The 24,647-nt window shown below is 60.2% G+C and carries 21 protein-coding genes; 6 read left to right on the forward strand and 15 right to left on the reverse strand.

Translation table 11 applies throughout. The annotated features are described in order from the left end of the window. Window positions 1-173 precede the first annotated feature (173 nt). Window positions 174-1,523, forward strand: coding sequence for a carotenoid oxygenase family protein (locus tag FNZ07_RS12540; RefSeq protein WP_091006741.1), 1,350 nt, complete (start codon window positions 174-176; stop codon window positions 1,521-1,523). Window positions 1,524-1,560: 37 nt separating this feature from the next. Here the strand turns inward: FNZ07_RS12540 and FNZ07_RS12545 are convergent, their stop codons facing one another. Next, window positions 1,561-1,944, reverse strand: coding sequence for a hypothetical protein (locus tag FNZ07_RS12545; RefSeq protein WP_143098002.1), 384 nt, complete (start codon window positions 1,942-1,944; stop codon window positions 1,561-1,563). 10 nt (window positions 1,945-1,954) lie between these two features. After that, complete coding sequence (locus tag FNZ07_RS12550; RefSeq protein ID WP_091006746.1) at window positions 1,955-2,263, reverse strand: hypothetical protein; 309 nt, start codon at window positions 2,261-2,263, stop codon at window positions 1,955-1,957. A 131-nt stretch (window positions 2,264-2,394) separates the two neighbouring features. Between FNZ07_RS12550 and imuA the strand changes: the two genes are divergently transcribed. The 5 genes from imuA (at window position 2,395) to FNZ07_RS12575 (ending at window position 9,860) form a co-directional block, all read left to right on the forward strand. Beyond that, the gene (imuA, locus tag FNZ07_RS12555) at window positions 2,395-3,144 is read left to right on the forward strand and encodes a translesion DNA synthesis-associated protein ImuA (RefSeq protein WP_091006749.1); all 750 of its coding nucleotides are present in this window, start codon (window positions 2,395-2,397) and stop codon (window positions 3,142-3,144) included. Then, window positions 3,074-4,549, forward strand: a complete 1,476-nt coding sequence (locus FNZ07_RS12560) for a Y-family DNA polymerase (protein WP_091006751.1) — start codon at window positions 3,074-3,076, stop codon at window positions 4,547-4,549. Before imuA ends, FNZ07_RS12560 begins: the two co-directional genes overlap by 71 nt. Before the next feature lie 6 nt (window positions 4,550-4,555). Further along, window positions 4,556-7,705 (forward strand): error-prone DNA polymerase, encoded by a 3,150-nt coding sequence (locus FNZ07_RS12565; protein ID WP_091006752.1) that lies wholly within the window; start codon window positions 4,556-4,558, stop codon window positions 7,703-7,705. A 644-nt stretch (window positions 7,706-8,349) separates the two neighbouring features. Further along, entirely contained in the window at window positions 8,350-9,084 is a 735-nt protein-coding gene (locus tag FNZ07_RS12570; protein ID WP_143098003.1) for a hypothetical protein, read from the forward strand. Next, window positions 9,081-9,860 carry a hypothetical protein gene (locus FNZ07_RS12575; protein WP_091006756.1) on the forward strand — a complete coding sequence of 260 codons (780 nt, stop codon included), beginning with the start codon at window positions 9,081-9,083 and terminating at the stop codon, window positions 9,858-9,860. Before FNZ07_RS12570 ends, FNZ07_RS12575 begins: the two co-directional genes overlap by 4 nt. 61 nt (window positions 9,861-9,921) lie before the next feature. Here the strand turns inward: FNZ07_RS12575 and FNZ07_RS12580 are convergent, their stop codons facing one another. The 13 genes from FNZ07_RS12580 to FNZ07_RS12640 all read right to left on the reverse strand — a co-directional run bounded on the left by FNZ07_RS12580 (window position 9,922) and on the right by FNZ07_RS12640 (window position 24,637). Further along, a complete protein-coding gene (locus FNZ07_RS12580) occupies window positions 9,922-10,128 on the reverse strand; it encodes a transposase (RefSeq protein ID WP_245811303.1) in 207 nt (68 codons plus the stop codon). A 401-nt stretch (window positions 10,129-10,529) separates the two neighbouring features. Then, window positions 10,530-11,315, reverse strand: coding sequence for a heparin lyase I family protein (locus FNZ07_RS12585; protein WP_091006759.1), 786 nt, complete (start codon window positions 11,313-11,315; stop codon window positions 10,530-10,532). Continuing rightward, entirely contained in the window at window positions 11,305-12,069 is a 765-nt protein-coding gene (locus FNZ07_RS12590) for a WecB/TagA/CpsF family glycosyltransferase (protein ID WP_091006761.1), read from the reverse strand. Before FNZ07_RS12590 ends, FNZ07_RS12585 begins: the two co-directional genes overlap by 11 nt. Then, the gene (locus FNZ07_RS12595) at window positions 12,056-13,264 is read right to left on the reverse strand and encodes an aspartate-semialdehyde dehydrogenase (RefSeq protein ID WP_091006762.1); all 1,209 of its coding nucleotides are present in this window, start codon (window positions 13,262-13,264) and stop codon (window positions 12,056-12,058) included. Before FNZ07_RS12595 ends, FNZ07_RS12590 begins: the two co-directional genes overlap by 14 nt. Window positions 13,265-13,269: 5 nt before the next feature. After that, entirely contained in the window at window positions 13,270-14,379 is a 1,110-nt protein-coding gene (locus tag FNZ07_RS12600; RefSeq protein WP_091006764.1) for a glycosyltransferase family 4 protein, read from the reverse strand. Next, window positions 14,376-15,611 carry a hypothetical protein gene (locus FNZ07_RS12605; RefSeq protein ID WP_091006767.1) on the reverse strand — a complete coding sequence of 412 codons (1,236 nt, stop codon included), beginning with the start codon at window positions 15,609-15,611 and terminating at the stop codon, window positions 14,376-14,378. The genes FNZ07_RS12600 and FNZ07_RS12605 overlap by 4 nt, the downstream gene beginning before the upstream one ends. 103 nt (window positions 15,612-15,714) lie before the next feature. Beyond that, on the reverse strand, window positions 15,715-16,797 hold the full coding sequence (locus FNZ07_RS12610) for a glycosyltransferase (RefSeq protein ID WP_091006769.1): 1,083 nt from the start codon (window positions 16,795-16,797) through the stop codon (window positions 15,715-15,717). Then, window positions 16,794-18,218, reverse strand: coding sequence for a lipopolysaccharide biosynthesis protein (locus FNZ07_RS12615; RefSeq protein WP_091006771.1), 1,425 nt, complete (start codon window positions 18,216-18,218; stop codon window positions 16,794-16,796). The genes FNZ07_RS12610 and FNZ07_RS12615 overlap by 4 nt, the downstream gene beginning before the upstream one ends. Next, on the reverse strand, window positions 18,211-19,455 hold the full coding sequence (gene wecC, locus FNZ07_RS12620) for a UDP-N-acetyl-D-mannosamine dehydrogenase (protein ID WP_091006773.1): 1,245 nt from the start codon (window positions 19,453-19,455) through the stop codon (window positions 18,211-18,213). Before wecC ends, FNZ07_RS12615 begins: the two co-directional genes overlap by 8 nt. Before the next feature lie 45 nt (window positions 19,456-19,500). Next, complete coding sequence (gene wecB / locus FNZ07_RS12625) at window positions 19,501-20,679, reverse strand: non-hydrolyzing UDP-N-acetylglucosamine 2-epimerase (protein WP_091006775.1); 1,179 nt, start codon at window positions 20,677-20,679, stop codon at window positions 19,501-19,503. Between the two features lie 20 nt (window positions 20,680-20,699). Continuing rightward, window positions 20,700-22,949: a polysaccharide biosynthesis tyrosine autokinase gene (locus tag FNZ07_RS12630; RefSeq protein WP_091006776.1), complete on the reverse strand. Its 2,250-nt coding sequence runs from the start codon at window positions 22,947-22,949 to the stop codon at window positions 20,700-20,702. Between the two features lie 66 nt (window positions 22,950-23,015). Further along, window positions 23,016-23,468, reverse strand: coding sequence for a low molecular weight protein-tyrosine-phosphatase (locus FNZ07_RS12635; protein WP_091006778.1), 453 nt, complete (start codon window positions 23,466-23,468; stop codon window positions 23,016-23,018). Further along, window positions 23,465-24,637 carry a polysaccharide biosynthesis/export family protein gene (locus tag FNZ07_RS12640; protein ID WP_245811305.1) on the reverse strand — a complete coding sequence of 391 codons (1,173 nt, stop codon included), beginning with the start codon at window positions 24,635-24,637 and terminating at the stop codon, window positions 23,465-23,467. Before FNZ07_RS12640 ends, FNZ07_RS12635 begins: the two co-directional genes overlap by 4 nt. Window positions 24,638-24,647 lie beyond the last annotated feature (10 nt).

Consider the following 24,647-nt stretch of genomic DNA (forward strand, 5'->3'; position numbering starts at 1 on the left):
TTCGTGGCGGTCGCCCATATTTATACCCGGATTTAATTGACAATGTTTTCACCCGGATATAAATTAGCTCATCGCCACCTGGCCCGAGGACAGGTGCGATCACGCAATCGCGCCCGCTTTTGGCGCTGGTGACGATGTGTGCCCTACGACGCCCGGATAGAAGGACTACCAACATGACCACACTCGACTTGAATTCCGGCGCCGGAGCGGCCGTGCCCGATGAAGTCGACCTTATCGATCTTCCCGTCACAGGAGCGATTCCGCAGGATCTCAACGGTGTGCTGCTACGCAACGGACCCAACCCTCTGCGTGGCCGCTTCAAGGGAAACGACGTGCTGGACTGGTGGCCCGAAGATGCCATGCTGCATGCCATCTCGTTGCACGACGGCCACGCAACGGGTTACAGGAATCGCTGGGCTCGTACAAAACGGTGGGCTGACGTATATAACCCCGATGCCTCACCGACCCTGCTCGATACGAATCCGAACGTGAATGTGCTCTTCCACGCGGGCGAAATACTGGCATTGTCTGAGGGCGGCCCTCCACTTGCCATGACAGCTGAACTCGAAACACTCGGCGCAACCCGTTGTCATCCTGGGCTGGCAAACGGCATGACGGCCCATCCGAAAATCGACCCGGAAACGGGTGAACTGATGAGCTTTCGCGCTGACTGGAAGAAGCCGTTTTTGCGCTATGCCGTGACGGACGCGAGCGGTATGCCGGGTGTCGACATCGAGATCGAGATGTCGTCGCCCTCGATGATGCACGACATGGCAATCACTGCTACCCGCAGTATCTTTCTTGATCTTAATGTCGGGTACGACTTCTCGATGCTGTCGAGAGGATATCGAATGCCATTGCGTTGGCGCGACGACCATCAGGCGAGGCTCGGGATCATGCCTCGCCATGGCGGCGAGCTGCGCTGGTTTGACATAGCGCCGTGCTTTATCCAGCACGTGCTGAATGCGTACGACGCCGACGAGGCGACCGTTGTGCTGGATGCGATTCGATATCCCCGATATTTTCGTCTCGCTGATGGAGGGTCAACATTCGAGACCGCTCCATTGGGCATTCCGTGGCGCTACGTCATCGACCTCGACAACGGAACCGTGGCGGAAAGACAAATCGCGGATATCCATATCGAACTGCCTCGCATCAACGAAGGACGAACCGGCCGTCCCTATCGATTTTTCTATGCCGCAGAACAACCGACCAATACCGAATTTCGCGGTGTCGTTCGCTATGATCTCGAGTCCGGTTCACTACAGCGATATAGCGTTCCCGAAGGTGACCAGAACAGCGAACCGGTCTTCGTGGCGCGCCCCGGCGCCTCTGTCGAAGACGATGGCTGGCTGCTCGTATGTGTCTATCGCCAGGCAACGGATACCAGTGATCTGGTCATTCTCGACGGCAAGAATATAGACAACGCTCCGATCGCAACGGTACATCTGCCCAGGCGAATTCCCGCTGGATTTCATGGGGCCTGGTTACCCAATGATTACCAGGTCGCTGCACCCAGTTGAACGAATTTCGCCGTCCCTCGGTAGTGACGAAGCACAGTCAGTTCACAGCATCGGCGTCGGTGCATGCGCGCCAGACCTGCGCCACGACCGGGTCTGCCGGATTCGTGGTGGTCGCATCGAGGAACAGGTTCGACGGCTGCAACTGTGCGGCGGACCATGTCTGCCCGACGACGAAGCGCTTCGCGATGCGGCGTGCCTTGCGGGCAAACGTCACCCGTTCGAGCCAGCCCGCATCGAGCGCGTGGCGCGCGAGCCAGATGCGCGCGGATTCGACCAGCTGCGCATCCGTTGATGGTGTGTCGTGAAGTACGACTGCCGCCAGTTCGCTCACGGCCAGATAGCACAGCAAGGCTGCTGTGGAATGGGCGCTGAGTTCATCGGCAGACGGTAGCTTGCCGGGTTCATTTGCATCCGGAGTCACGGGCACTCGCTCAGACCTGCAGGACACGGCCGTCCGGGCCGATCTTGCGGGGCAGCATGGGGATGGCAGGCACACCGCGCTTCTTCGGCGACTGCGCCAACGCCTGCGCGGATTCGCCGGGCAGCGTGGGCTCGGTCACCCGTTTGGCCAGACGCGGCACCGACACACCGGCATGCGACCGCGTACTGCGAGAAACACGCGGCACAGGCGGATGCGCACGCGCCTCCGGCGGATTCCAGATTTCGATGTAGGTCTCCGCATGAGCGACCGAAGCCGCGCCGAAGAGTAGCGTTGTCAGCGCGATAGTGCGGACATACATGATTCGCTCTCCATTACCTTGTGTCGTGCAATTCCTGCTGACCTGGATGAGTGCCGGAAAGTAGCCGTTTGCCGTTCCGGTTTTCGGTGTAGGATACTGTACATATATACAGTGATTTTTGCAATCAGCCGATGCCCTCTTCTCCGTCCGCGTTCGCGTCTCACCCGGAAGACCTGCATCCGTCGCTCTGGCGGGCGTCGCAGCTCGCGCGTCACCATGCGCGCACGCTCGACACCGGCTACGCCGCACTCTCCGCGGAACTACCCGGCGGCGGCTGGCCGGTCGGCGCGCTCATCGACCTGCTGGTTCAGCAGGCGGGCGTCGGCGAAATGCGGTTGCTGGCGCCGGCGCTCGGTGCGACCGGCGGCATCGGCGGTACTGGCGGTACCAGCAACAAACGCCCCATCGCGCTGGTCCAGCCGCCGCACGTTCCGAACGGCCCCGGGCTCGACTATATCGGCGTGCCGCTCAGCCGGCTGATGCTGGTCAAAGCGGCGAAAACCGTCGACGCGCTCTGGGCCGCCGAACAGATCCTGCGCGCCGGCAGTTGCGGCGCGTTGCTGTTCTGGGGGCAGCACGTGCAGACGTCGTCGCTGCGGCGGCTGCATCTCGCCGCGCAGTCGTCGGACACGCTCTTCGTGATGATCCGGCCGCTGGCGGCCGCGAAAGACGCTTCGCCCGCGTTGCTGCGGCTGGCCCTGCGCGCTTGCGGCGATGGCCTCAGCGTCGACATCGTCAAGCGACGAGGTCCGTTGCGCACCGAACCTCTGTCGCTTCCCCTTCAACCCACACCGGTACTGTTTTCCCGTCATGCGCGTACTGCTCGCCGTCCACTTGCCCCGGTTGCAGCTCGAGGTCTTCAGGCCGAAGTGGCTGCCTGAGCCGGCGCACGGCTGTGCGGTACTGGAGCAGGACCGCGTGCTGGTCGCCAGCCGCACGGCCCGCGCGGCCGGTATCCGTCCCGGCATGAAGCGCGGCGGCGTGCTCACGCTCGCGCCCGGCGTCGAGATGTTCGAGCGCGACGTGGCGCGCGAAATCGACGCGCAGCGCGCCGTCGCGATCACGCTGATGCAGTTCTCGCCGGAGGTCGCGCTGGCCGAAGAAGCCACGGTCATCGTCGATATCAGCGCCAGCCTGCGGCTCTTTGGCGGCGTGCTGAATCTGTGCCGCGCAGCGAAGGCGTTGCTGGCCACGCTCGGCTTCAGCGCGCGCGTGAGTCTCGCGCCAACCGGCCAGGGCGCGTGGCTGCTCGCGAAGCGCGGCAACCGGCGCCTGCTGAAGATGCGCTCGCTTGAACGGCACCTCGCCACCGTGCCGCTCTGGTCGGTGGTCGAAGTGCGACCGTTCGTCGACTGGTTTGCCGGCCTCGGCTGCGAAACGATTGCCGACGTACGGCGACTGCCGCGTGCGGGCTTGCAGCGCCGCTGCGGCGAACACCTGCTCGATTCGCTCGATCGCGCATTCGGCACCGCCCCCGAACTATTCGACTGGCTCGATTTGCCGCCCACTTTTTCCGCCCGCATTGAGTTACCCGATCGTCTCGAACATACCGAAGGCGCGCTCTTTGCCGCGCATCGGCTGGTCGTGCAGCTATGCGGCTGGCTGTGCGCGAAGCAACTGGCGGTAACCGGCGTGCAGTTGCTGCTGGAACACGAACGCGGCCGGCTCGCCATTGCCCCTACCGTCATCGAGATCGCGCTCGGCGAACCGGCATGGCGCGAAGACCATCTGCTCCGTCTGCTCCGCGAACGGCTTGCGCGCCTCACGCTCGAGGCACCGGTCATCGCGTTGCGGCTCGACGCTGCCCAAGTCCAGGCCGCCGAACCGCCTTCGGGCACGCTCTTCCAGGAACCGGGTGGTTCGGCGGAAGATCATGCGCGGCTCGTCGAGTTGCTGGCGGCGCGCCTCGGCAACGAGAACGTGCTGCGCCCCATGCCGGGTGCCGATCATCGGCCGGAAGTCGCTAACCGCTGGGTGCCGCTTGGCCAGTCCGGCCAAGCGGGTCAGCCCATGCCGTTACCCGTCGGACTGCCGCGCCCCACATGGCTGCTCGAAACGCCGGTGCAACTGCTGATGCGCAACAATCGGCCGTTCTACGGCTCGCCGCTGAAAATGGCCTCGACCGGCGAGCGCATCGAGGCCGGCTGGTTCGACGAGCAACTCGTCAAGCGCGACTACTTCGTCGCCCAGGCCGACGACCAGTCGTGCTACTGGATCTATCGCGAACTCATCAGCAGCCGCGACGAAAACGATCCGCACTGGTTCCTGCACGGACTCTTTGGGTGACGTGCGATGAATCCAGTTGCCCGTCCCCTGCCGGCCTATGCCGAGCTGTTCTGCCTGTCGAATTTCTCGTTCCTGCACGGCGCATCGCATGCCGATGAACTCGTGGCACGCGCCGTGCAACTCGGCTACGCAGGACTCGCCATCACCGATGAATGCTCGCTGGCTGGTGCCGTGCGCGCGCACATCGCCGCAGAAACCGCGAAGTTGCCGCTCGTCATCGGTTCGTATTTCCGGCTCGTCCATGCCGACGGTTCGCCGGCATTCGGGCTGATCCTGCTCGCGCAGAACCGCGAGGGCTACGGCAACCTGTCCGAGCTGATCACGCTCGCGCGCACCCGCGCACCGAAGGGTCAATACCGGCTGACGCCACAAGACCTGTCGCGCCCCGACCCGCAGTACGGTCACCTGCGCGGCATGCCCGATTGCCTCGCCATCCTCGTGCCGGAATTTCCCGCGCAGGAAGAGCGGCTGGATGCACAGATCGAATGGCTCGACGAGACGTTCCCGGGCCGCGCCTGGTGCGGGCTGATCCTGCATCAGCGCGCCATGGACGACATCCATCGCGGTGCGCTCGAATATGTTTCGCAACAGCATGGCGTGCCGGTCGTGGCACTCGGTCATGTCGTGATGCACGTGCGTTCGCGCAAGCCGTTGCAGGACACCATGACGGCGATCCGCGTGGGGCGCCCGGTGCACGAATGCGGCTACGATCTCGCGCCGAATGCCGAACAGCATCTGCGCGCGCGTCTGCGCCTCGCGCTGCTGTATCCCGAGGCCGCACTCGAACAGACGCTGGCGGTCATGGCGCGCTGTACGTTCTCGCTCCGCGAGGTGCGCTACGAATATCCGGACGAACTGATCCCCGACGGTTTCACGCCGACCTCATGGCTAAGGCAAGAAACCTATGTCGGCGCGCACGCACGTTTCCCGTCGGGCATTCCCTATGACGTGCAGGAGAAGCTCGAATACGAACTCGATCTGATCGCCAGTCTCGAGTACGAACCGTTCTTCATCACGGTCTACGACATCGTCCTGTATGCGCGCAGCCAGAACATCTTGTGCCAGGGACGCGGCTCCGCGGCGAACTCGCTGGTCTGCTTCTGCCTTGGCATCACCGAGGTCGATCCGAACCGCAGCAGCATGCTGTTCGAGCGTTTCATCAGCAAGGAGCGCGGCGAGCCGCCCGACATCGACGTCGACTTCGAGCACCAGCGGCGCGAAGAAGTCATCCAGTACATCTACAACAAATACGGCCGCGACCGCGCGGCCATCGCGGCGGCCGTGTCGACCTACCGTCCGCGGGGTGCGCTGCGCGAAACCGGCAAGGCGCTCGGCGTCGATCCGCAGATCGTCGATGCGGTTGCGAAGACGCATCACTGGTTCGATAGCGGCACCGAGTTGCTGAAGCGCTTCGAAGAGTCCGGGCTCGATCCAAGCGCGCCGATCATTCAGTCGTGGGCTTCGCTTGCTGCCCAACTGGTGGGGTTTCCGCGTCACCTGTCGCAGCATTCGGGCGGCTTCGTGATCAGCCGCGGCAAGCTCACGCGGCTCGTACCGGTCGAGAACGCCGCGATGGCCGAGCGCAGCGTGATCCAGTGGGACAAGGACGATCTCGAAGCACTGGGCTTGCTGAAAGTCGACGTGCTGGCGCTCGGCATGCTGTCGGTGATCCGGCGCGCGCTCGATTTCGTCTCCGAGCAGCGCGGCGAACGCGTCCAGATGCGCGACATCCCCGACGGCGACGACCCGACCTTCGACATGATCTGCAAGGCCGACACGATGGGTGTGTTCCAGATCGAATCGCGCGCACAGATGTCGATGCTGCCGCGACTGAAGCCGCGTACCTACTACGACCTCGTGATCGAAGTGGCGATCGTGCGGCCTGGGCCGATCCAGGGCGGTGCGGTGCATCCGTATCTGAAGCGGCGTCAGAAGCTCGTTCCAGTCGACTATCCGAGCGACAAGCTGGAGGCCGCGCTCGAACGCACGCTCGGCATACCGATCTTCCAGGAACAGGTGATGCAGGTCGCGATCATCGCAGCCGGCTTCACGCCAGGCGAAGCCGACGAACTGCGGCGCGCGATGGCCGCGTGGAAACGCAAGGGCAATTTGCAGAAGTATTACGACCGCATCGTCACCGGCATGCTCGCGCGCGGCTACGAACGTACGTTCGCCGATGCGATTTTCGAGCAGATCAAGGGCTTCGGCGAATACGGTTTTCCCGAGAGCCATGCAGCAAGTTTCGCGCTACTCGTCTACGCGAGTAGCTGGCTCAAATGCCATGAGCCCGAAGCGTTCCTCGCCGCGCTGCTGAACAGCATGCCGATGGGGTTCTACTCGCCGTCGCAACTCGTGCAGGATGCGCAGCGACATGGCGTCAAGGTGTTGCCGGCCGATGTGACGATCAGCGGCTGGGATGCATCGCTTGAAGCGCAGGGTTCCGAATTGAGGCCGGCGGTGCGGCTCGGACTGTCGCTGGTGCTCGGGATGCGCGACGGCGCGGCCGAACGCATCGAGAATGCGCGTGCGGTGCGACCGTTCACGAGCGTGATCGATCTCGCCCGGCGCGCGCAACTCGACCGCCACGACCTGCATGTGCTGGCCGATGCGAACGCCCTCGCGTCGCTGGCCGGCAACCGGCGCGAAGCGCTGTGGCAATCGGTCGCCGCCGTGCCGGATCGCGACATGCTGGCCGCCGCGCGCACGGAGGACGAGACGCCGCAACTGGGTACGCCGACGGAGGCCGAGACCGTTGTCGGCGATTACCGCTCGGTGGGGCTCACGCTCGAGCGACATCCGCTCGAACTGCTGCGGCCAACCCTGCACGCGCAACGGCTGATGCCGGCCGCAACGCTGCGCACCTATCGCAACGGCCAGCTGGCGCGCGCCTGCGGCATCGTGACGGGACGACAGCGACCTGGCACGGCCAAGGGCGTGATCTTCATGACGATCGAAGACGAAACCGGCAACGTCAACGTGATCATCTGGCCCAACCTGCTCGAAAGACAGCGCAAGGAAACCTTGAATGCATCGTTGCTGGCCGTCTACGGCACATGGCAATGCGAGGGCGAGGTGCGACACCTGATCGCTAAACGACTCGTCGACCTGTCGCATTTGCTTGGCGGACTGGCTACGGTCAGCCGCAATTTTCATTAACAGACTGCGTCTGGTGCTGAATACCGGTTGCCGAAAGAACGCCCTGGTAAATGCAGAGGTTTCCCTTTTCCTATGTCTTTCGGCGTAGTTCACCCCGCTATGTGAATCAACGTACTGTGTTACGTGCCGCGATAAAAACATTCATAAAAATCCGGCCAGTTCACGAAACCAGTTAGCGGGGTGTAAAAATGTATTCGAGGTTTTTGGTTTTGCTGCGGTACGCGTTTGCTTGTGGGACAGTCACGATCGCCACTTTATCCACCGCGGCAAACGCTCAACCAGTACCGGGTGCAATAGCGCCTGAGCTGGCAATGTTCTATAGAGCGAGTTCCTATCCCGCCGGTATTGCACCTTCCGAAATTGATATTGACCAAAGCCCTGGTTCGCTTGGTTTTCTGAGTCCGGGCGTGACATGGGCGTTGGGTAGCGGTGGTTCGATGTCCGCTGATCCGTTGAATCCGGGTTCCACGGTCCTCGCCAGCCAGGCCTATCTGGTGATCAGGAAACCCTCTCAAGCCAGTTTCCTGCTCTGCTATTCGGCGCTTAACATGGCTAATAGTCGTCAGAGTAATTTCGATTGTTATACAGGCACCGGCGGACTAGGAACGCCGACACGGGCGTAGTCTTCGACAATCGTGAACATCATGAAGCAGGATTTTCAGGACTTGGCCGTGCAACTCGCGGCCGCGAACCCACGATATGGCATCAAGGATGGCCGCGATCGTGGCAAGGTGGTGTTTAGATGTCCGGCAGGCTATGTGGCCAACCTGAACGCAAAACTATCGATGACTTCCGGCGCGAACGATTGCGTCACCATGTTCACGTGGCCAGAGCTGGCGATGTCCTACAGGGTGTGGTCATACCCGATCGATATTGCGCCGTCGGAAATCAATCTCAACCAGAGCCCTGGTTCACTGGGTCTTCTCGATACGGGCGCAACATGGGTGCTCGGTAACGACGGTTCGATGTCGGCTGATCCGTTGAATCCGGGTGCCGTGATCGTCGACGCCCAGTCATATCTGGTTGTCACCAAACCCTCTCGTGTCCGTTTCCTGCTCTGTTATTCGGCCAGCGACACATCCGGCAATCGCCAGAACAACTTCGGCTGTTATACCGGCACGGGCGGACGGGGCACGCCGACTCAGGCGGAGTTTCCGACCATCGTGAACACGATGAAGCAGGACTTTCAGGACTTTGCCGTGCAACTCGCGACCGCGAACTCAAGATATGGAATCAAGGATGGCCGCGATCGCGGCAAGGTGGTGTTTAGATGTCCGGCCGGCTATGTCGTAAACTCGACGGCGACGTTGTCGCCAACGTCTGGGGAAAATTCCTGTATGGCCGCGTCCGGTCCAACCAGCCCTTCTGTGAAAAAATGATCCAGCACGATGATACGCAGCGCCCCATCAGCATCCTGGTTGCGTCGCCGATCTACAACGACCAGTGTTACGGCTCGTATACCCACTCGTTGTTGCAGTTGCAGGCTGCGTTGTATCAACGCGGCATAGGCTTCGAGTATGCATGGACGAAAAGCTCGAGCGTCATCACGATCGCCCGCAATCTGCTGAGCAACTGGTTCCTCAAGCGAACCCACTGCTCTCACTTGCTATTTATCGATGCCGATATGGTCTTCCGCAGCGACGACGTGCTGGCGCTGCTGGACGCCGATCTGGATGTGATCGCTGCGATGTGTCCTCGGAAGGAAATCAACTGGCTGAACGTTGCATCGGCGGCACGTGCCTATCCGGACATGGCGCCGGGTGAACTGGCCAAGGTGGCAGGTTCATATGGAACCTATCAGCTTAAACAACCGGGCCAGGGGTTCAGCGTCGAGAAACCCGTGGAGGTCGAGGGAATCGGCACAGGAATCATGCTAATCAAGCGGCATGTTTTCCTGGACATGGCCGATGCATATCCCAACGAAGTCATGTCGTCTCCGGATCGCGCCGGCGGTAACGAAACCATTCATACGTTCTTCGATATCGGCAAGAACGAGCGTGGCGAGATGCTGTCGGAAGATCTGTTTTTTTGTAAGCGTTGGCGCGACATGGGTGGGGCTGTTTATGGAGCGCCGTGGTTTGAGGTTGGACACATCGGCAGTTACGAGTTTCGCGGCAGTTTGTCGGATATTGCAGCTGTGCAGGGGATTGCATAAGCGGGATCGCCTGGAGCAGTTCAGACCGAAGTGCCTGACACGCTCCATCGAGCATCAGGTATCAGGTATCGAACGGCTTGATATCGAGGATCGCAGCAACGCGATGCAGGATGCCTGCACGCCGCCAAGCGATGAACTTTGCATAGCAGGTCTGCTGCGGTGGGAAATGTGCCGGCAACCGGTGCCATTTCTCACCGCTCTGGTGTACCCAGAGAATCGCATCGAGGATCTGACGGGCATCGCGGCGCGGGCGGCCACGCGCTGTCACGGGTTCTGGGGTGTCGAAAAGAGGTTTGACGCGTATCCAGTCCGCGTCTGACATAGGGATTTTAATCACGGGGCTTATGGGAGCTTATCGGGATTCAACGCTGCGGCATCGCGGGTGATGCATGCGATGCGCACAGCCAACGCACCGGCGCTAGCCGGCGATCAATCGAGCAGTAGTACCGCTCATCGCGCCGCAGATCAACGCAGCGAACACGATGAAGTTGCTCATGAGGTAGTACGGGTCAATGTTATGCGAAGTAACGGTAGTACTGTTAGTGCTGATGCAGCTAGTCATGCGGAGATTACGCAGCGTTACATGTCATTGTCTGCCGAGAGTTCCAGAAGCTAACAGCCGGGTCTCGCACTCTACCAGGCAAAGCGGCATGTTGGCGAGCAAACCCCTCACGGTTTCGCAGACGCAAGCAACTGCTCACCGATCTCGACATTACCGTAATACATAGTGCGCTCACTGACGTCCGACGGACGCGTATTCCACCACCACTTGTACACGCCGATCTTAAGATAGGCATTTTTATCGTTGGGGTAAGCATTTGGCTTGCCGGCGCTGTGCACCACGAGCACTCCGTCCTTGTACAGGTCCGTCAATGCATGCTGCCCCTGGTCGTCCGGGCGGTAACGGAGTACCCACGCTACGACCTTGCCCTCATCCTCAAGCGGCGCACCGAATGTATATGATCGACTCGGTGTACCCAAGCCACCTCTCACGTCGACCTGATAGTGCGCTCCGGCTAACATCAACGAAAACGGCGGAGAACCCACGCTGCTGCTGTGATGAACCTGCGTAATGATCTCCGGCTGCAACGAATCGATCGGATAACTGGATGGGATCATCGTCGTCCATCTCACCTCGTATTCGTGTCCTGGCGCGAAGCGGGCGACTGGTGCAAAAACCACTTCGGCGCGCGGCACGCCACTAACCTTGTGACTGATGTAGTCGGAACGCCGCATCGTGACCTTGAGTACGGTGCCGTCAAACGGAGGCATTGTTACCGTCGAAATCGAATCTTTATCGGGCGCCTGGATCGTCAGACGTGGATCGATTCCTGTACGCCACATACTTTTGTAGACCAGCACGTACGTGCCATTTTCATGCCCGTCAGCCAGTGGCAGACCATAGGTCGCTCCCGCAAAGACGAGACCCGTCAGCCATGCAAGTTTATTTGCCATGTTCGTCGACAGTCCGGTGGAAGATCGATGCAAGACGAATCTTGAGTAACATCATCGCGAACTGGCAATTCGTCACGAGATAGCGTTTCCACATCCGACGCGGCTCCTGCAGAACGCGAAATGCCCATTCAAGGCCACTGCGCTGCATCCATCGCGGCGCCCGGCGCACTTTGCCCGCCACGACATCGAATGTTCCGCCCACGCCCATGACGAAATCGACGCGCAGAAGATCCTTCCAGCGATTGATGAAGTTTTCTTTGCTCGGGGACGTGATTGCAACAAACAACAGGCGCGCCCCGGAGTTGCCGATCTTCTCCACCACCTGCGCCTCATCGTTCCAGAAGTACCCGTGATGAAAGCCGGCGATTTGCAGTTTCGGATAACGCTCAGCTACGATTTCGGCCGTCCGCGTCACCACTGCGTCGGTTGCGCCGAGTAAAAATATCGGCAAACTTCGCTCTTCCGCCATCTGCAACAGATTCTCAAAGAGGTCGACACCTGTTACGCGTTCGGGAACAGAAAACCCCATTAAACGCGCGCCCCAGACAACGCCCATTCCGTCGATGTTGATCATGTCGCAAGCACGAACCGACTCCGCCAGTTTGAGGTCTTTCTGCAAGTGAACAAGCTTTGCAACATTGACGACCACGTGTTGCGTGAACTGCCTTCGTTCTATTCTCGAGCGAATCCATTCGACACTCTCGTCCATCGTCGCAACATCCATAGGACATGAAAGGAACTCAATTCGCTTCATCGCAATGCCTCCGCCAGTTCGATGCTTCTGCTATGTAAAAGCTGAGTGCGTAGAAAGCCCAAGCCTGAGTCCAGCGAAAATAGTTGATGCGATTGGTCAGCCAGCGTCCCTTCTGGTACGCAAAGCGATTTTCGTTGGCAAGATAAAGCGTTCGATGAGCTCGCGACAGCACTACGTCGACCAGTGTACGGTCTTCGTCGGAACCGCCGACCTTCAGTAGCGTGATAACTGCTTGTGCCACCGAATGTGTATCGATGGGCCAGATGCAATCGTTGTAGTACTTGACTGTTCCGTCGGGCAGAAAGAAATTCCTCCGGTAATACCTCATCCCTTTGTCGATCACGCGGGAGAATTCTGTGGTCCCGAAGGCAGCCTGAAGAGAACTCAGTGCCTCCAGGTTATAACCGGTGTGAAATCCGTCAATAAACCCATGATGTGAACGAGCTCCATACGGCCACGAACCGTCCTCCCTTTGCATCGACGATGACAGCCGCGCAGCAGTCAGCGCCCGCTCTCGCATCCCGCTATCGTTTGAACGAACCGCGCTTTCCGCTACAACTGCAGCAGACCATAAACTCGCGTTATGCACCAATGTGGTTTCACCGGGAATGTACGCGTAATATCCGGCGTCTTCCGTCGGCACGTATAGATCGTCCAGAAAACGCCCTGCGTCGACGGCGGCATCCGTAAATCGCGCAAACCCCGTTACGTTGCCCAGCGCATAGAGCGCTCTCGCTATATAACAAGTCGTGATCGCATTCGGCTTCCCGCATGGCACGTAAAACGCTCGCGCTGCCCAGTCGAAGTGATAGCCCCATGCATAGTGACGCCATACTTTTCGATCGACACTCTGTGCAAGCAGCCAGTCTCCCAGCGCTACGGCTTCGTCAAGTTCTGTCGCAATCCGATCGACACGACGACGCTCGATGAGTCCGAGAATAACGAGTGCGATCCCCTTGGGATTTCGCTTCTTCGCGACTCCCACGAGTCCACGAAGATTAATCGGGCTTCGCTTGTGCAATTGCAGCCATGCTATACGTGCGAGAGAAAAGCGCTTCGCCCCTAGTCTGTCAAACAAAACACTGTTCAATCCATCGAACGGATCGTAGCCGGCAAAATTCTCAAGCCTGCTCTGTGCAAGCAATGAGTCGGCAATTGCCGTTGCATCGAAGGTATAAGGGGATGTCGTTCCCATAGCGATCACGTCACGTTGTCGTATATTGAAACGAGGCTGTGGACGGTCTTCTGTATCGTGAACTGATCAAGAAACCGTCGACGCGCGGCGTCGCCGAGACGGCGACGTGTGGCTGCATCGCCAAGCAGCAGCGATATCGCATCGCGCAACCCACCGATATCATCGGGTTCGACCAGCAAACCCTCCAGCTCTGGCCGGATGGCATCCATTACGCCCGGAATTCGCGTGGATACGATCGCCGTACCGAAAGCCATCGCCTCAACAATCGATACCGGAAAACCTTCGCTTCTCGATGGCAGCACAAATATCTCGGTATCAGCGAGCAATTGGGTCTTTGCTTCGCCGGTCACCCAACCGCCGAAAACCACTCGATCGTCCAGGCGATATTTTCTCGACAATTCAGAAAGCGCCTCGACCTCTCCCTCCCCACCAACAAACAGGCGATATCGCGGACTGGATTCTGGGAGTAACGCGAGCGCCTCCAGTAACCTGAATATCCCTTTTTGTTCGGATAATTTTCCCAGAAAGGTAAGCGCTATGTCGGACGACGACGATGTTTTTCGTGTTTCCATGCCGATCGGTTCCGCGATACCGTTGTACACGAGTCGACATTTCTCACGTGTCGTCAGTCGCATCGAAATGAGTTGCTTCTGCGCGTGTCCGGACAGACAAATAACATACTGGGCGCTCGTCAGTACTGTGCGGACAATCCGCCATGCGAAGCCGGGAAGACCGGCACAGTACGCCGGAAACATCCCGCTATGAACATGAATGACGTACTTCTTGCGAAACAGCATGCAGGTTATTGCAAATACCAGTTTTCTCAGCAGCGAGCCTTTTATCGATACATGGATATGCACGACATGAACCTGCTCGCTTAGAGACAGGATCACCAATTTGATCCATGCCAGGAAAAATACTCCCAGGGCACCACGTCCGGACCCAGCACCGCTTGAGATGAACAGCAGTCGGTAACCGAACGCTTCGAATCCGTCCCGATGCAACGCGTAGGCGGACAGCACGGAAGCGATCCCGCCATGCGCCGACATATCCGGTCCGATCTGGACAATGAGACGAGGTGCGTCTGCACTACGCATTTTTTTAGATGGCTTCATGATCCGCTCAATACACCGTTGGGGTTCGGATACTTTCGCGAGAAGACATACATGGTCAGCAACGCGGAAAACACGTAGGAGGGAGACAGGATGGCCATCGAAAAAAGATTGTCGAAGCAGAACGCTCCAACAATGAACAGCCACGGGGCATTCCACCTCCGACCTTGACCGTAAAGCAACACCAGTAGCATCCAGATCGTTGCTCCGATCAATCCCAACTCGACAAAAAGATGAGGGTAGAAAGTATCGGTAGTCTTTAGAATGTCCCCGAGGCCGTACCAGTTGAAGTGATATTCACTGTAAAGGGGCGAACCATACTTGACCGAAGCAGGACCGCCAAACGATCCGAGGCCCTCTCCGATGAGATTGATCTTGCCCAGAGACTCAAACATCACCCGGTACGATTCTGCTCGGGCCGAATTCCCGGCGATCACGTAAAACGACAGCTTCGCCGCGGCAACCCCCAGAAGAGAGTCGAGATAACCGTTGGCCAGCAAAAACAGGACGACACAGATAACCGCCACCAGAGCCAGCCATACCCGCAGCGATCCCTTCTTGATGATCAGCGGATAGAAGATCAGCGGCGCAAACAGCTTGAACGAAAAACCCAGAACTGCGAACAGCATGTAACCCCATGACATAAACCGGGCGAGCTTCGTCGGCCTGTACCATCGGCAAAGCATGAAGGCACAGAAGTTGATGAAACTGAACTCCGAGAAAAATCCAATCCAGCCTTGAGCCCGCAGAAATAGCCCTGAATCAATACGTATTGGAAGCAGCAATGGCATTCCCGTGAGGTACGCCGCGTAGAAGTAGCACTGAAACAGATCGTTGCTGATCACTACGGCCAGGAACACCTTCACCAGTCCATCCAGTCTGTCTCGATACGCAAACAACGTCATCGTAATGACGATCGGAAACAGAAAGCGGAGAAATTCCTCCCATCCGGCGTCGTAATTGAACGATCGCATCAGTCCGATCAGTAGCAGCACGAGCAAAGGAGCGCAGAGTAGAATCAATCGGTGAAATCGCGGACGCATCGCGAGCGCCAGCAAGAGAAGACCGAACGCACAAATCTTGATTACCTGAGAGCGATCGTCGTCCAGCGCAAGCATCGTGTCGCTGATACAGAACGCGAGATACGAAATCGCCAGAACGGCAAATCCCACAGCACCGCAACTGAGTTGTCGACGCGCTAAACGCGCGGATACCTCGAAAGACAATGTGCTCATTGCAACGATCCGTGTTCGGTGTACGTCACTTTCATCTCGACTGGCTGCGTGTGTTCCCTACCGAAACACATCGTCAGTCCGATCATTGAAAGCAGTCTGCGTTTCATGCGTTGAACCCCGCGACCTTCATGTAGCGGTCGCCTATGATGTCGAGCGAGAAATCCCTGGATCGCGCAATCTGTCTCATCGAATCGACAGTCGTTCCCAACGCTGCGACGATCGCGTCCGCGAGCGCACGCTCATCACCAACCGGTACCAGAGTTCCGTATCGACCGCCTTCGAGAATCTCCTCGGGTCCATGCCTGCATGCAGTTGAAACAACCGGGAGACCGAACGACAGCGCCTCCACGATCACGTTTCCAAAACCCTCTGCACGCGAGGAGCAAACGAAGAGATCGGCACACTGGTACGCACCGGCGATATCTCGTGAGAAACCCGGTAACGCGATGCTCTCCTGCAAGCCGTATTGCGCCACCAACGCCTCTAGTTTCAGGCGTTCTGGACCTTCACCCAGAATCGTCAGTTGGGCATCGGCCACTCTTTTCCTGACATCGCGAAATGCCGAAATCAGTGTGTCAAAGCCTTTCTGCGGAACCAGTCTTCCGACCGCCAGAATGGTCTGGTTTTGCGCGTCCCCAGATGGACACGAATCGTATATTTCCGTTATGCGGCAGGGGTTATAAATAACCACGATCTTGTGGGAGATCGCCTTTCCGAGCCGCATTCTCAGATCTGCGGCGATGCCTTCCGACACCGCAACGATGCAGTCGCTTCGCTTATACAAAAGAGTGAGAAGCGCAAACTTGATACGCTCCTTGAGACTGGGATGCCCCAACTCCACGGACGAAAGGTGCTCGCTTACCACGAGTCGCGGGCGTTGCCTCACCCATAGATTAGCGAGTAGCGACACCAGATTGGCATAGGGAAGAAACGACACCACCGTCTGCACTTCTACGTTGCGCAATAGTGCACGAAACTCCAGAACACGCCCGATGTGTCCGTTGCTGCGCGAAACGATTACGTCGACTCCGGCAGGCAACTCGTAGGCGGATCCGTTTCGATAGATAAAGAGTGCGACAGTCTTCTTTTCGGCGACGAAATGTCGCGCGATGTCTAGCGCCACCCGCTCGGCACCGCCGCCCCCCAGTGAAGGAATATGCAAAATTACGTCGTAGCTCTGCTTCATGAGCGCCTCGATAACATCGTACGCAATGCACCAATATTGGCGAGGTACATCCCGCTGGCAAACACGACTGCGACAATCCCGGCAGTCGCAATGCCTCGCAAGTGATCGTCCAGAATCCGGAACCAGCCCATCACTGCCGCGAGGCGGCCGGCGATACCTGCGGTCACCAGCACAACGAGCAGTAAACCGATGCCATCCGTCAGCTTGCGGAGATCGATAAACGCCCTTGAAAAAATCGCGCTTAGCAAAAGCGAGAGACCGTTCGCGACGGCCAGACCGACCAGCAGACCGTTCAATCCGTCGATGCGCGCTCCGACATACAGCGCGGTAACCGCCATGCCAAGCGTTGCAAGATTGAGCATCATCAACGTGCGCGTCCTCGAAAAGAGGTGGTATGTCTGGTCAAAAAAATGCGCCCTAAAGCCTCCGACGACGGTAATTGCCAGTAACGGAAGAACTAAAGACTGTGCCGCCTCGCCGATATCGTTACCCAGCAGCAAAGGCATTGCGACACCACGAGCGCAGTACATTGACGTCGACACCGCTAGCACACCACCGAGCATCAGGAGCCCGGTCTGGACATGCAGCCGTCGATAGTCGGCGGCCGTACGCCGTTCTTTCTCGCGCAACAGCCACGGATAGGCTGGCGTCACTACGAGCAGACACGCCGCCGAAATGACATTGGACACAAGCGTTGCGGTCGCTGCATAGATACCTACAATGCGTGCAGGTTCGAATTGCGCGAGGATTGGACGGTCGAGACGCGTCATCGCAACGGTGGCGACGAACACGGGGATCAGCGGCAAGCCATACCTCAACATCGCACGAAAATGACCGCGCCGGAACCTGCCACGCAAGCCGGTTTCTCCTCTTCTCCATCCACACACGACAGCGGTGCAGGCAAACACGACGGTCGACGCCACCAGTATTGCGACTATCGAATGACTGACCCGGTACGCCTCGACACCCACAGCGGCACACACGAGCGTCATTAAAAGCGAACCGACCGCATAGCGCAGGCCTGCCCCCGACGCTCGCGCAAGCTCCTGTGCGTACAGTGCAGCACTCTTGCCTACGCCCATCGCAGCGGCTGCCAGCCATTCAACTGGCGGTCGACTGCCGACCGTCACGATTGCCAGTCCAGCTACCACGACTACACATGCCATCCCCACCCACGTCAGATGGCTGGTCGCCAGATACGACGCAAGATCGGCGTCCTCGTTGACCGCCCAGAATTTCACGACCGCTAGCCGATGCCACTGGAACAGCACTCCTTGAATCGCTTCGACTAATGCCAGGTAAACAGCGAGCCGCCCATAATCAGCGGGGCCGAGTACGTGGGCGTACAACACCAGCGCACCGATTCCGCCGATCAACGAAGTCGCGTAACCGGCCGCCAGGCCAAGTCCTCGCCTAGCCATGCGACAACACCCCCCGCGTATCAATCACCACCTTCGCCTGCAACCTCACCGGATCGATGCGTCGAAACGGCGTGTGATCGACGAGTATCACGACGACATCGGCCTGCGCCAATGCGCTCGACAGATCGCCAAAGCGCACCCGGCCGTGCAGCGATGGCGGCAATGCGTCGACGTTAGGCTCGACGGCGATCACCTGTCCTTCGAACCGTTGCGCAAGCTGACTCACGATCTCGATGGCCGGGCTCTCGCGTAGGTCGTCGATATTGGCCTTGAACGCGAGGCCGAGGCAGGCGATCACCGGTTCGCGAAACCGTTTCGCCGCGCGCTCTACCCGCTCCACCACATAATGCGGCTTATCATCATTAACAGCCCGCGCCGTCCGGATCAACCGCGCCTGCTCCGGCGCCGAATCGACGATAAACCACGGGTCAACCGCAATACAGTGCCCACCCACCCCCGGCCCCGGCTGAAGAATGCTCACACGCGGATGCCGGTTCGCCAGCCGGATCAGCTCCCATACATTGATGTCGAGCGTGTCCGAAATAATCGACAGCTCGTTGGCAAACGCGATGTTGACGTCGCGAAACGAGTTCTCTGTCAGCTTGCACATCTCCGCGGTGCGCGCATCGGTCAACACGCACTCGCCGCGCACGAACGTCCGATACAGGTCAGCCGCGACTTCACTGCAGCGACGCGTCATCCCGCCAATCACACGATCGTTCTCCACCAACTCGCGAATCACGTGCCCCGGCAGCACGCGCTCCGGACAATGCGCAACACGAATATCCGACGCCTCACCCGCCTGCTGCGGAAAGCTCAGGTCAGGTCGCATCTCAGCCATCCATGCAGCCACCTTCTCGGTGGTGCCCACCGGGGAAGTCGACTCGAGCACGACGAGATCGCCCGCCTTCAGCACCCGTGCAATCGCACGGCTCGCCGCTTCGACATAACTCAGATCAGGTTTGTGGCCTTCGCAGAACGGCGTCGGCACCGCGATCAGAAACGCATCGGCTGGCTCGGCCTCGGTAGTCGCGCGCAGATGTCCCTGTGTCACCGCGGCACGCACCAGCATGTCGAGTTCGGGTTCGACGATGTGAACATCGCCGCGATTGATCGTATCGACCGTCTCGCGATTGACGTCGACACCGACGACGGTCTTGCGGCGCGCTGCAAACGCAGCCGCCGTAGGGAGCCCGATATACCCGAGCCCAAGAATGGAAACGACATCGAATGACATAGCGTAGGTCTCTTCGCCTGATTGTTTTGACTGTCTGTAATCGATCTAATGCACGGCATCGGTCTGCTCGGCCTGCAGCGCGTCCCCCCAGAGCACCGCAGGCAACGCAGCGGCAATCCGCTCGCAAGCCTGTCCGTCGCCGTACGGGTTATGGGCGCGGCTCATCACCTCGTACTCCGCTGTGTCGTTCAGCAGACGCGCGACCGTGTCCGCAATGCGCTGTGCGTCCGTCCCGACAAGACGCACGGTGCCCGCCGCAACCGCCTCGGGCCGCTCGGTGGTATCGCGCATCACGAGCACCGGCTTGCCGAGCGACGGCGCCTCTTCCTGGATTCCGCCCGAATCGGTCAGGATCAGCCACGCCCGCGTCATCAGAAACACGAACTGCAGATACTCCTGCGGTTCGATCAGTACGACGTTGCGTACGTTGCCGAGCAGCCGGTTCACCGGCTCGCGGACCTGCGGATTCAGATGCACGGGATAGACGATCTGCACCTGCGGATGCGATGCAGCGATGCGTCGCAGCGCGGCGCAAATGTCTTCGAACCCCTGCCCAAAATTCTCGCGTCGATGACCGGTAACGAGGATCATCTTCTTCGTCTCGTCGAGAAACGCGAACGCACTGCGCAAACGCTGCGCAAGGTCGCGCTCGCGATCGAGCCGCGCCTGCACCGTCAGCAGCGCATCGATCACGGTGTTGCCGGTCACGACGATTCGTCCGGGCGCGATGCCTTCGCGCAGCAGGTTGCCGCGCGACGTTTCGGTCGGCGCGAAATGATGTGCCGCGAGTGCGGCAGTCAGCTTGCGATTCGCCTCTTCCGGCCAGGGCGAGTACAGGTTGCCGGTACGCAGCCCCGCTTCCACATGGCCGACCGGTATGCGCTGGTAGTACGCAGCAAGCGACGTGACGAAGGTCGTCGTCGTATCGCCGTGGACCAGTACGAGGTCGGGCCGGCTCGCTTCGAGTACCGGGCCAAGTTTGCCGAGCATGTGTGCGCTCAGTCCGGCCAGCGTCTGGCCCGGCCGCATCACGTCGAGGTCGTAATCGGGTGCGATCGCAAACAGATCGAGCACCTGGTCGAGCATCTGCCGGTGCTGTGCAGTCACGCACACTTCACAGTCGACGTGCTCCATTGCGCGCAGGCGGCGCACGACCGGAGCCATCTTGATCGCCTCCGGCCGCGTGCCGAACGTGACGAGAATCTTCTTTCTGCCGATGTCCATGTATCGCTCCGTCAACGTCTTCAACGACTGCCAAGCTGTGCTTCCTGCTCGTTGCCCCGGTAGGCATAACCACCGTAGTTGCCGTACTGCGCCGAGCGCAGGCCCGGCCTGAATCCGTTGAAAACCACACCGGTCACCTTCGCGCCGACACGTTCGATACGCTTGACCGATTCGAGAATTTCGCCGTTGCTGGTCATCCCCGAGCGCGCGGCGAGCAACACGATTCCCGCATACGGCGCGAACACCGTCGCGTCGGTCACGGGCAACACGGGCGGCGCATCGAGCAGCACGACGTCGTAGCGTTGCGCGGCCCATGCAAGCACGTCCGCGAGTCCGCCCGCCGAGAACAGTTCGACCGGCTGCGAAACCAGTGGTCCAGTGGGCAGGAAGTCGACGTTCGGCGTGATGTCGGCGACGATCGCTTCGCCGAGCGGCGTGGCATCGCGCAGCACGTTGGTCAAGCCAACGCGGCCGGGCACGCCGAAGTCGGTCGCGAGGTGTCCGCGCCGCAGATCGCCGTCTATCAGCAGCACGCGCTTCTTCGACAGGCCGATCAACGTCGCCACGTTCGCGGAAATGAACGACTTGCCGATCCCACCGGACGGTCCCGTCATCAGCACGAGGTTGTTGTCCGGCCGTTCGAGCAACGCGAACTGCAAGGCGGTACACAGGCTGCGCAGCGCCTCGACGGCGGGTTCCTGCGGTCGCGCAAGGGCGAGGATCGACGGGACGAGATCGGAACGCTCGCCGGGTCGCATCAGCTGGCGCTGCGCGCCGCTGAGCGGAATCGTCGCGATTACGTTCAACATCGCGTCGCGTTCGATATCCATCGGATCGGTCAGACCGCCGAACAGCGCGGCGCGCACGACCGCCGTGCTCACGCCGCACAGCAGCCCGAGCGCCGCGGCAATCGCGACGATCAGCACGCGTTTCGGCTTGACCGACTCGTCGGGGATCACCGCATGATCGATCACGCGTACGTTGCCGATCTTGCTCGCGGTGGCGAGCCGCAATTGCTGCATGCTGTTCAGCAAGCCGACATAGAGATCGGTTTCGACAGTCACGTCGCGGCGCAGCCGCACGATGTTCTGCTGCGCATCCGGAAGCCGCTGGATCGAGCCGTTAAACGAATCCATGTTCGCGCGCGCCGCCGCGATCTGCTGGTCGAGCGCGGCAAGTGCCGGGTGCTCCGGGGTATAGAGCGCGGTGAGTTCCTTGCGTTTCTGTTCGAGTTCGAAGAGGCTCGATTGCGCCGCCACCGACTGCGTCAGGATGGCCTTCGCCTGTTCGCTGAGATCCACCACTTCGTGCTTGTTCTGATACGCGTTGAGGCGGTCTTCGACAGTGCGCAACTGGCGCTCGACATCGGGCAACTGCGCGTTCAGAAACTGCAGCGACTTCTCTGCCGTCGCCGCCTTGCGGTCGGCATTCTGGCGCACGTAGTTGTCGGCGATCTCGTTCAGTACGGCCGACGCAAGCGCCGGATCGGGGTTCTCGTAGGTCACGCCAATCACGCCCGACTGGTCCTTGCCCTTCTCGGTAATGGTCAGGTCTTTCTGCAGCTTGTCGAGTACCTTCAGCTTCGAATAGCGCTTCACGACGAACTGTGCGTTCGTGCGGCCATTCAGTTGCGCGACCAGCAGCGTGATGTCGCCCTGCGGCGTGGCGACCTTCAGCGGCGTGCCGACCTGGCCGGTTGCATCGGTGTCGAGGTCGCTGCCCGAGAGGCGGTAGCGGCCGGCACCGAGCGCGGTGACCGTGAAGCTGTCCTCTTCGAAGTCTTTCGGTACGTCGAACTGGTTCACCGCGATACTTTCGGCACCCCACGCGTAACCGCCCATGCCCAATAGCCCCGGCCGCGACAGCGTATGACCGTGGCGCGCGATCCACGCGCCGATCACAGGGAAGTAGTGCGGCTGCGCATCGATATAGAGCCGCAGGTCGTCGACGACCTTATCCGTGACGAGCCGCGAGTGGAGAATCTCCATCTCGCCGTCATCGGTCGATTTCACATCGAACAGCGAACTCAATCCGCCAATCAGATTGCCCGCGGCCGCGCCGGCCAGATCGTCGTTGCTTTCCACCTGCACGGTGATATCGACGCTGTAGACCGGCCGCGCGAGCAGCGCATACAGCGCGCCCACCAGCACGAACACCGCCGTCACGGCGACGATGGTCTTTACGTTCTTGATCAGCACATCGAGCACTGCGCGGATGTCGATCTCGTCCGCGTCGCGGGAAAACTGGTGCTGCAGGTTTGGAGCATTCATAGTCGCTACAGGTTGTCGATGCAGATACGGAAAACGATGGAAAACGTCAGGAGCTCATGTGCAGCGTCAGTAGCGACTGCTGCGTGCGAGGCTGGCAATGCGTCTGGTCCAGTCCTGCACGCCGTGGTCGATCAGCGTCAGCGCGTACTCGTAACTACGATGCGGTCGTCCGTACGGGTCCGGCACGTCGGTCGGATACGCTTCGGCAAGCCGGTACACACGGCCGCGTGCAATCGGATAGAAGCGCTCGATGGCGTGCTGCTGCGCCAGTTCCATCACGAGAATCAGATCGGCGACGCGGCACATCCGCTCGTCGAGCCGGCGCGCCCGATGCGCGGACATGTCGATACCGCGCGCCGCCAGCAACGATGCAGCGACCGGATCGATCGCAGTACCGGCAACCGCCGACAGCCCCGCCGACGCCACCACCGTGTCCGCCATCTCACGCCGCAACAGGCCCTGCGCAATCGGGCTGCGGCAGAGGTTGCCCTCGCACACAACAAGAATCCGTTCGATCATTTCGTCACAATCGCTGCAGTGAGACCGGCGTTGATCCCCGGCAACAACAAGCTCAGTACGCGGCTAAAGCGCACGAGACCGTTGCCATCCACGTACACGACATCCTTCGGCTGCAGTTCGAACTGGTTCGCGAGCACCACCGACACCGGCGAGCGCGCATCGAGGTGATAGACCTGCGGCTTCGCTTCGAGCGAGCCGCGAATCACATACAGCTGCGCGGCGTCGGCGCTCGCGGTGTTGAGACTGCCTGCCTGCGACAGCGCATCGCTCAACGTGAGCTTGCCGGTCTTCATCGGGATTGCAGTCACGGGTTTGTTGACTTCGCCCATGACGTACACGCCGTTGTCGTCGCGCGAGACGACACGCAACAGGTCGCCTGTCTTCAGCACGATGTCCGACGGGTTCTGGTCGCGCTCCAGCATCCGCGACAGGTTCAGCGAATAGGACACGCCGTCGCGCACGAGCACCATGCGGCTTTGATCGGCCGTCGGGTTGAAGCCGCCCGCGCGGCTGATCGCTTCGTAGAGCGTCATCGGTACGTCGTTGACCGGCACGGTTCCAGGCGTATGCACTTCGCCGTCCACATAGACCTGTTTGGCGCGAAACGATGCGACCCGCACCGTCACCTGCGGTTTGGCGAAGACCCGAGCGAGCGCCGCGTAAACCGTCTGTTGCGCCTGATCGGTCCGCAGGCCCGCGACGTGCACGCTGCCCGCATACGGCAGCTGGACGTTGCCGCCGCTGTCGACCACGAAGCCGAGCGCCGGATCGAATGGACGACCGGCGATCTGCGGTTGCGCTCCGAGCGCGGCCGTCAGTTCGGGGTGGTCCCAGATGGTGATCTGCAGCACGTCGCCGATACCGAGCGTGTACGGTCCGGGTTTCACCGACAGCTCGCGCAGCTGGTCGACGTTGGCCTGCGCAGCGTCGTCGCGCAGTTGCCGGATCAGCGTCGTATTGATGTCGGCGATCGGCACCGGCATGTCGGTGGCCGGCGTTTGGGCGTCGCCACCCGTCACCGGCAATGTGGCAGGCGTGATCATCCGCATGCCGGGCGCCACGCCGCAGGCGGACAACGCAACGCTTGCCACGATACTCAGCGCGAGCGCTGCCGGCCTGCGGCGCCCACCTGTTTTGCCGGCGTTGCACCGGTTCGTCAAAGGTCCCATCTGATTCACC

It is taken from the genome of Paraburkholderia megapolitana, from assembly GCF_007556815.1.
GTDB classification, from domain to species: Bacteria; Pseudomonadota; Gammaproteobacteria; order Burkholderiales; family Burkholderiaceae; genus Paraburkholderia; species Paraburkholderia megapolitana.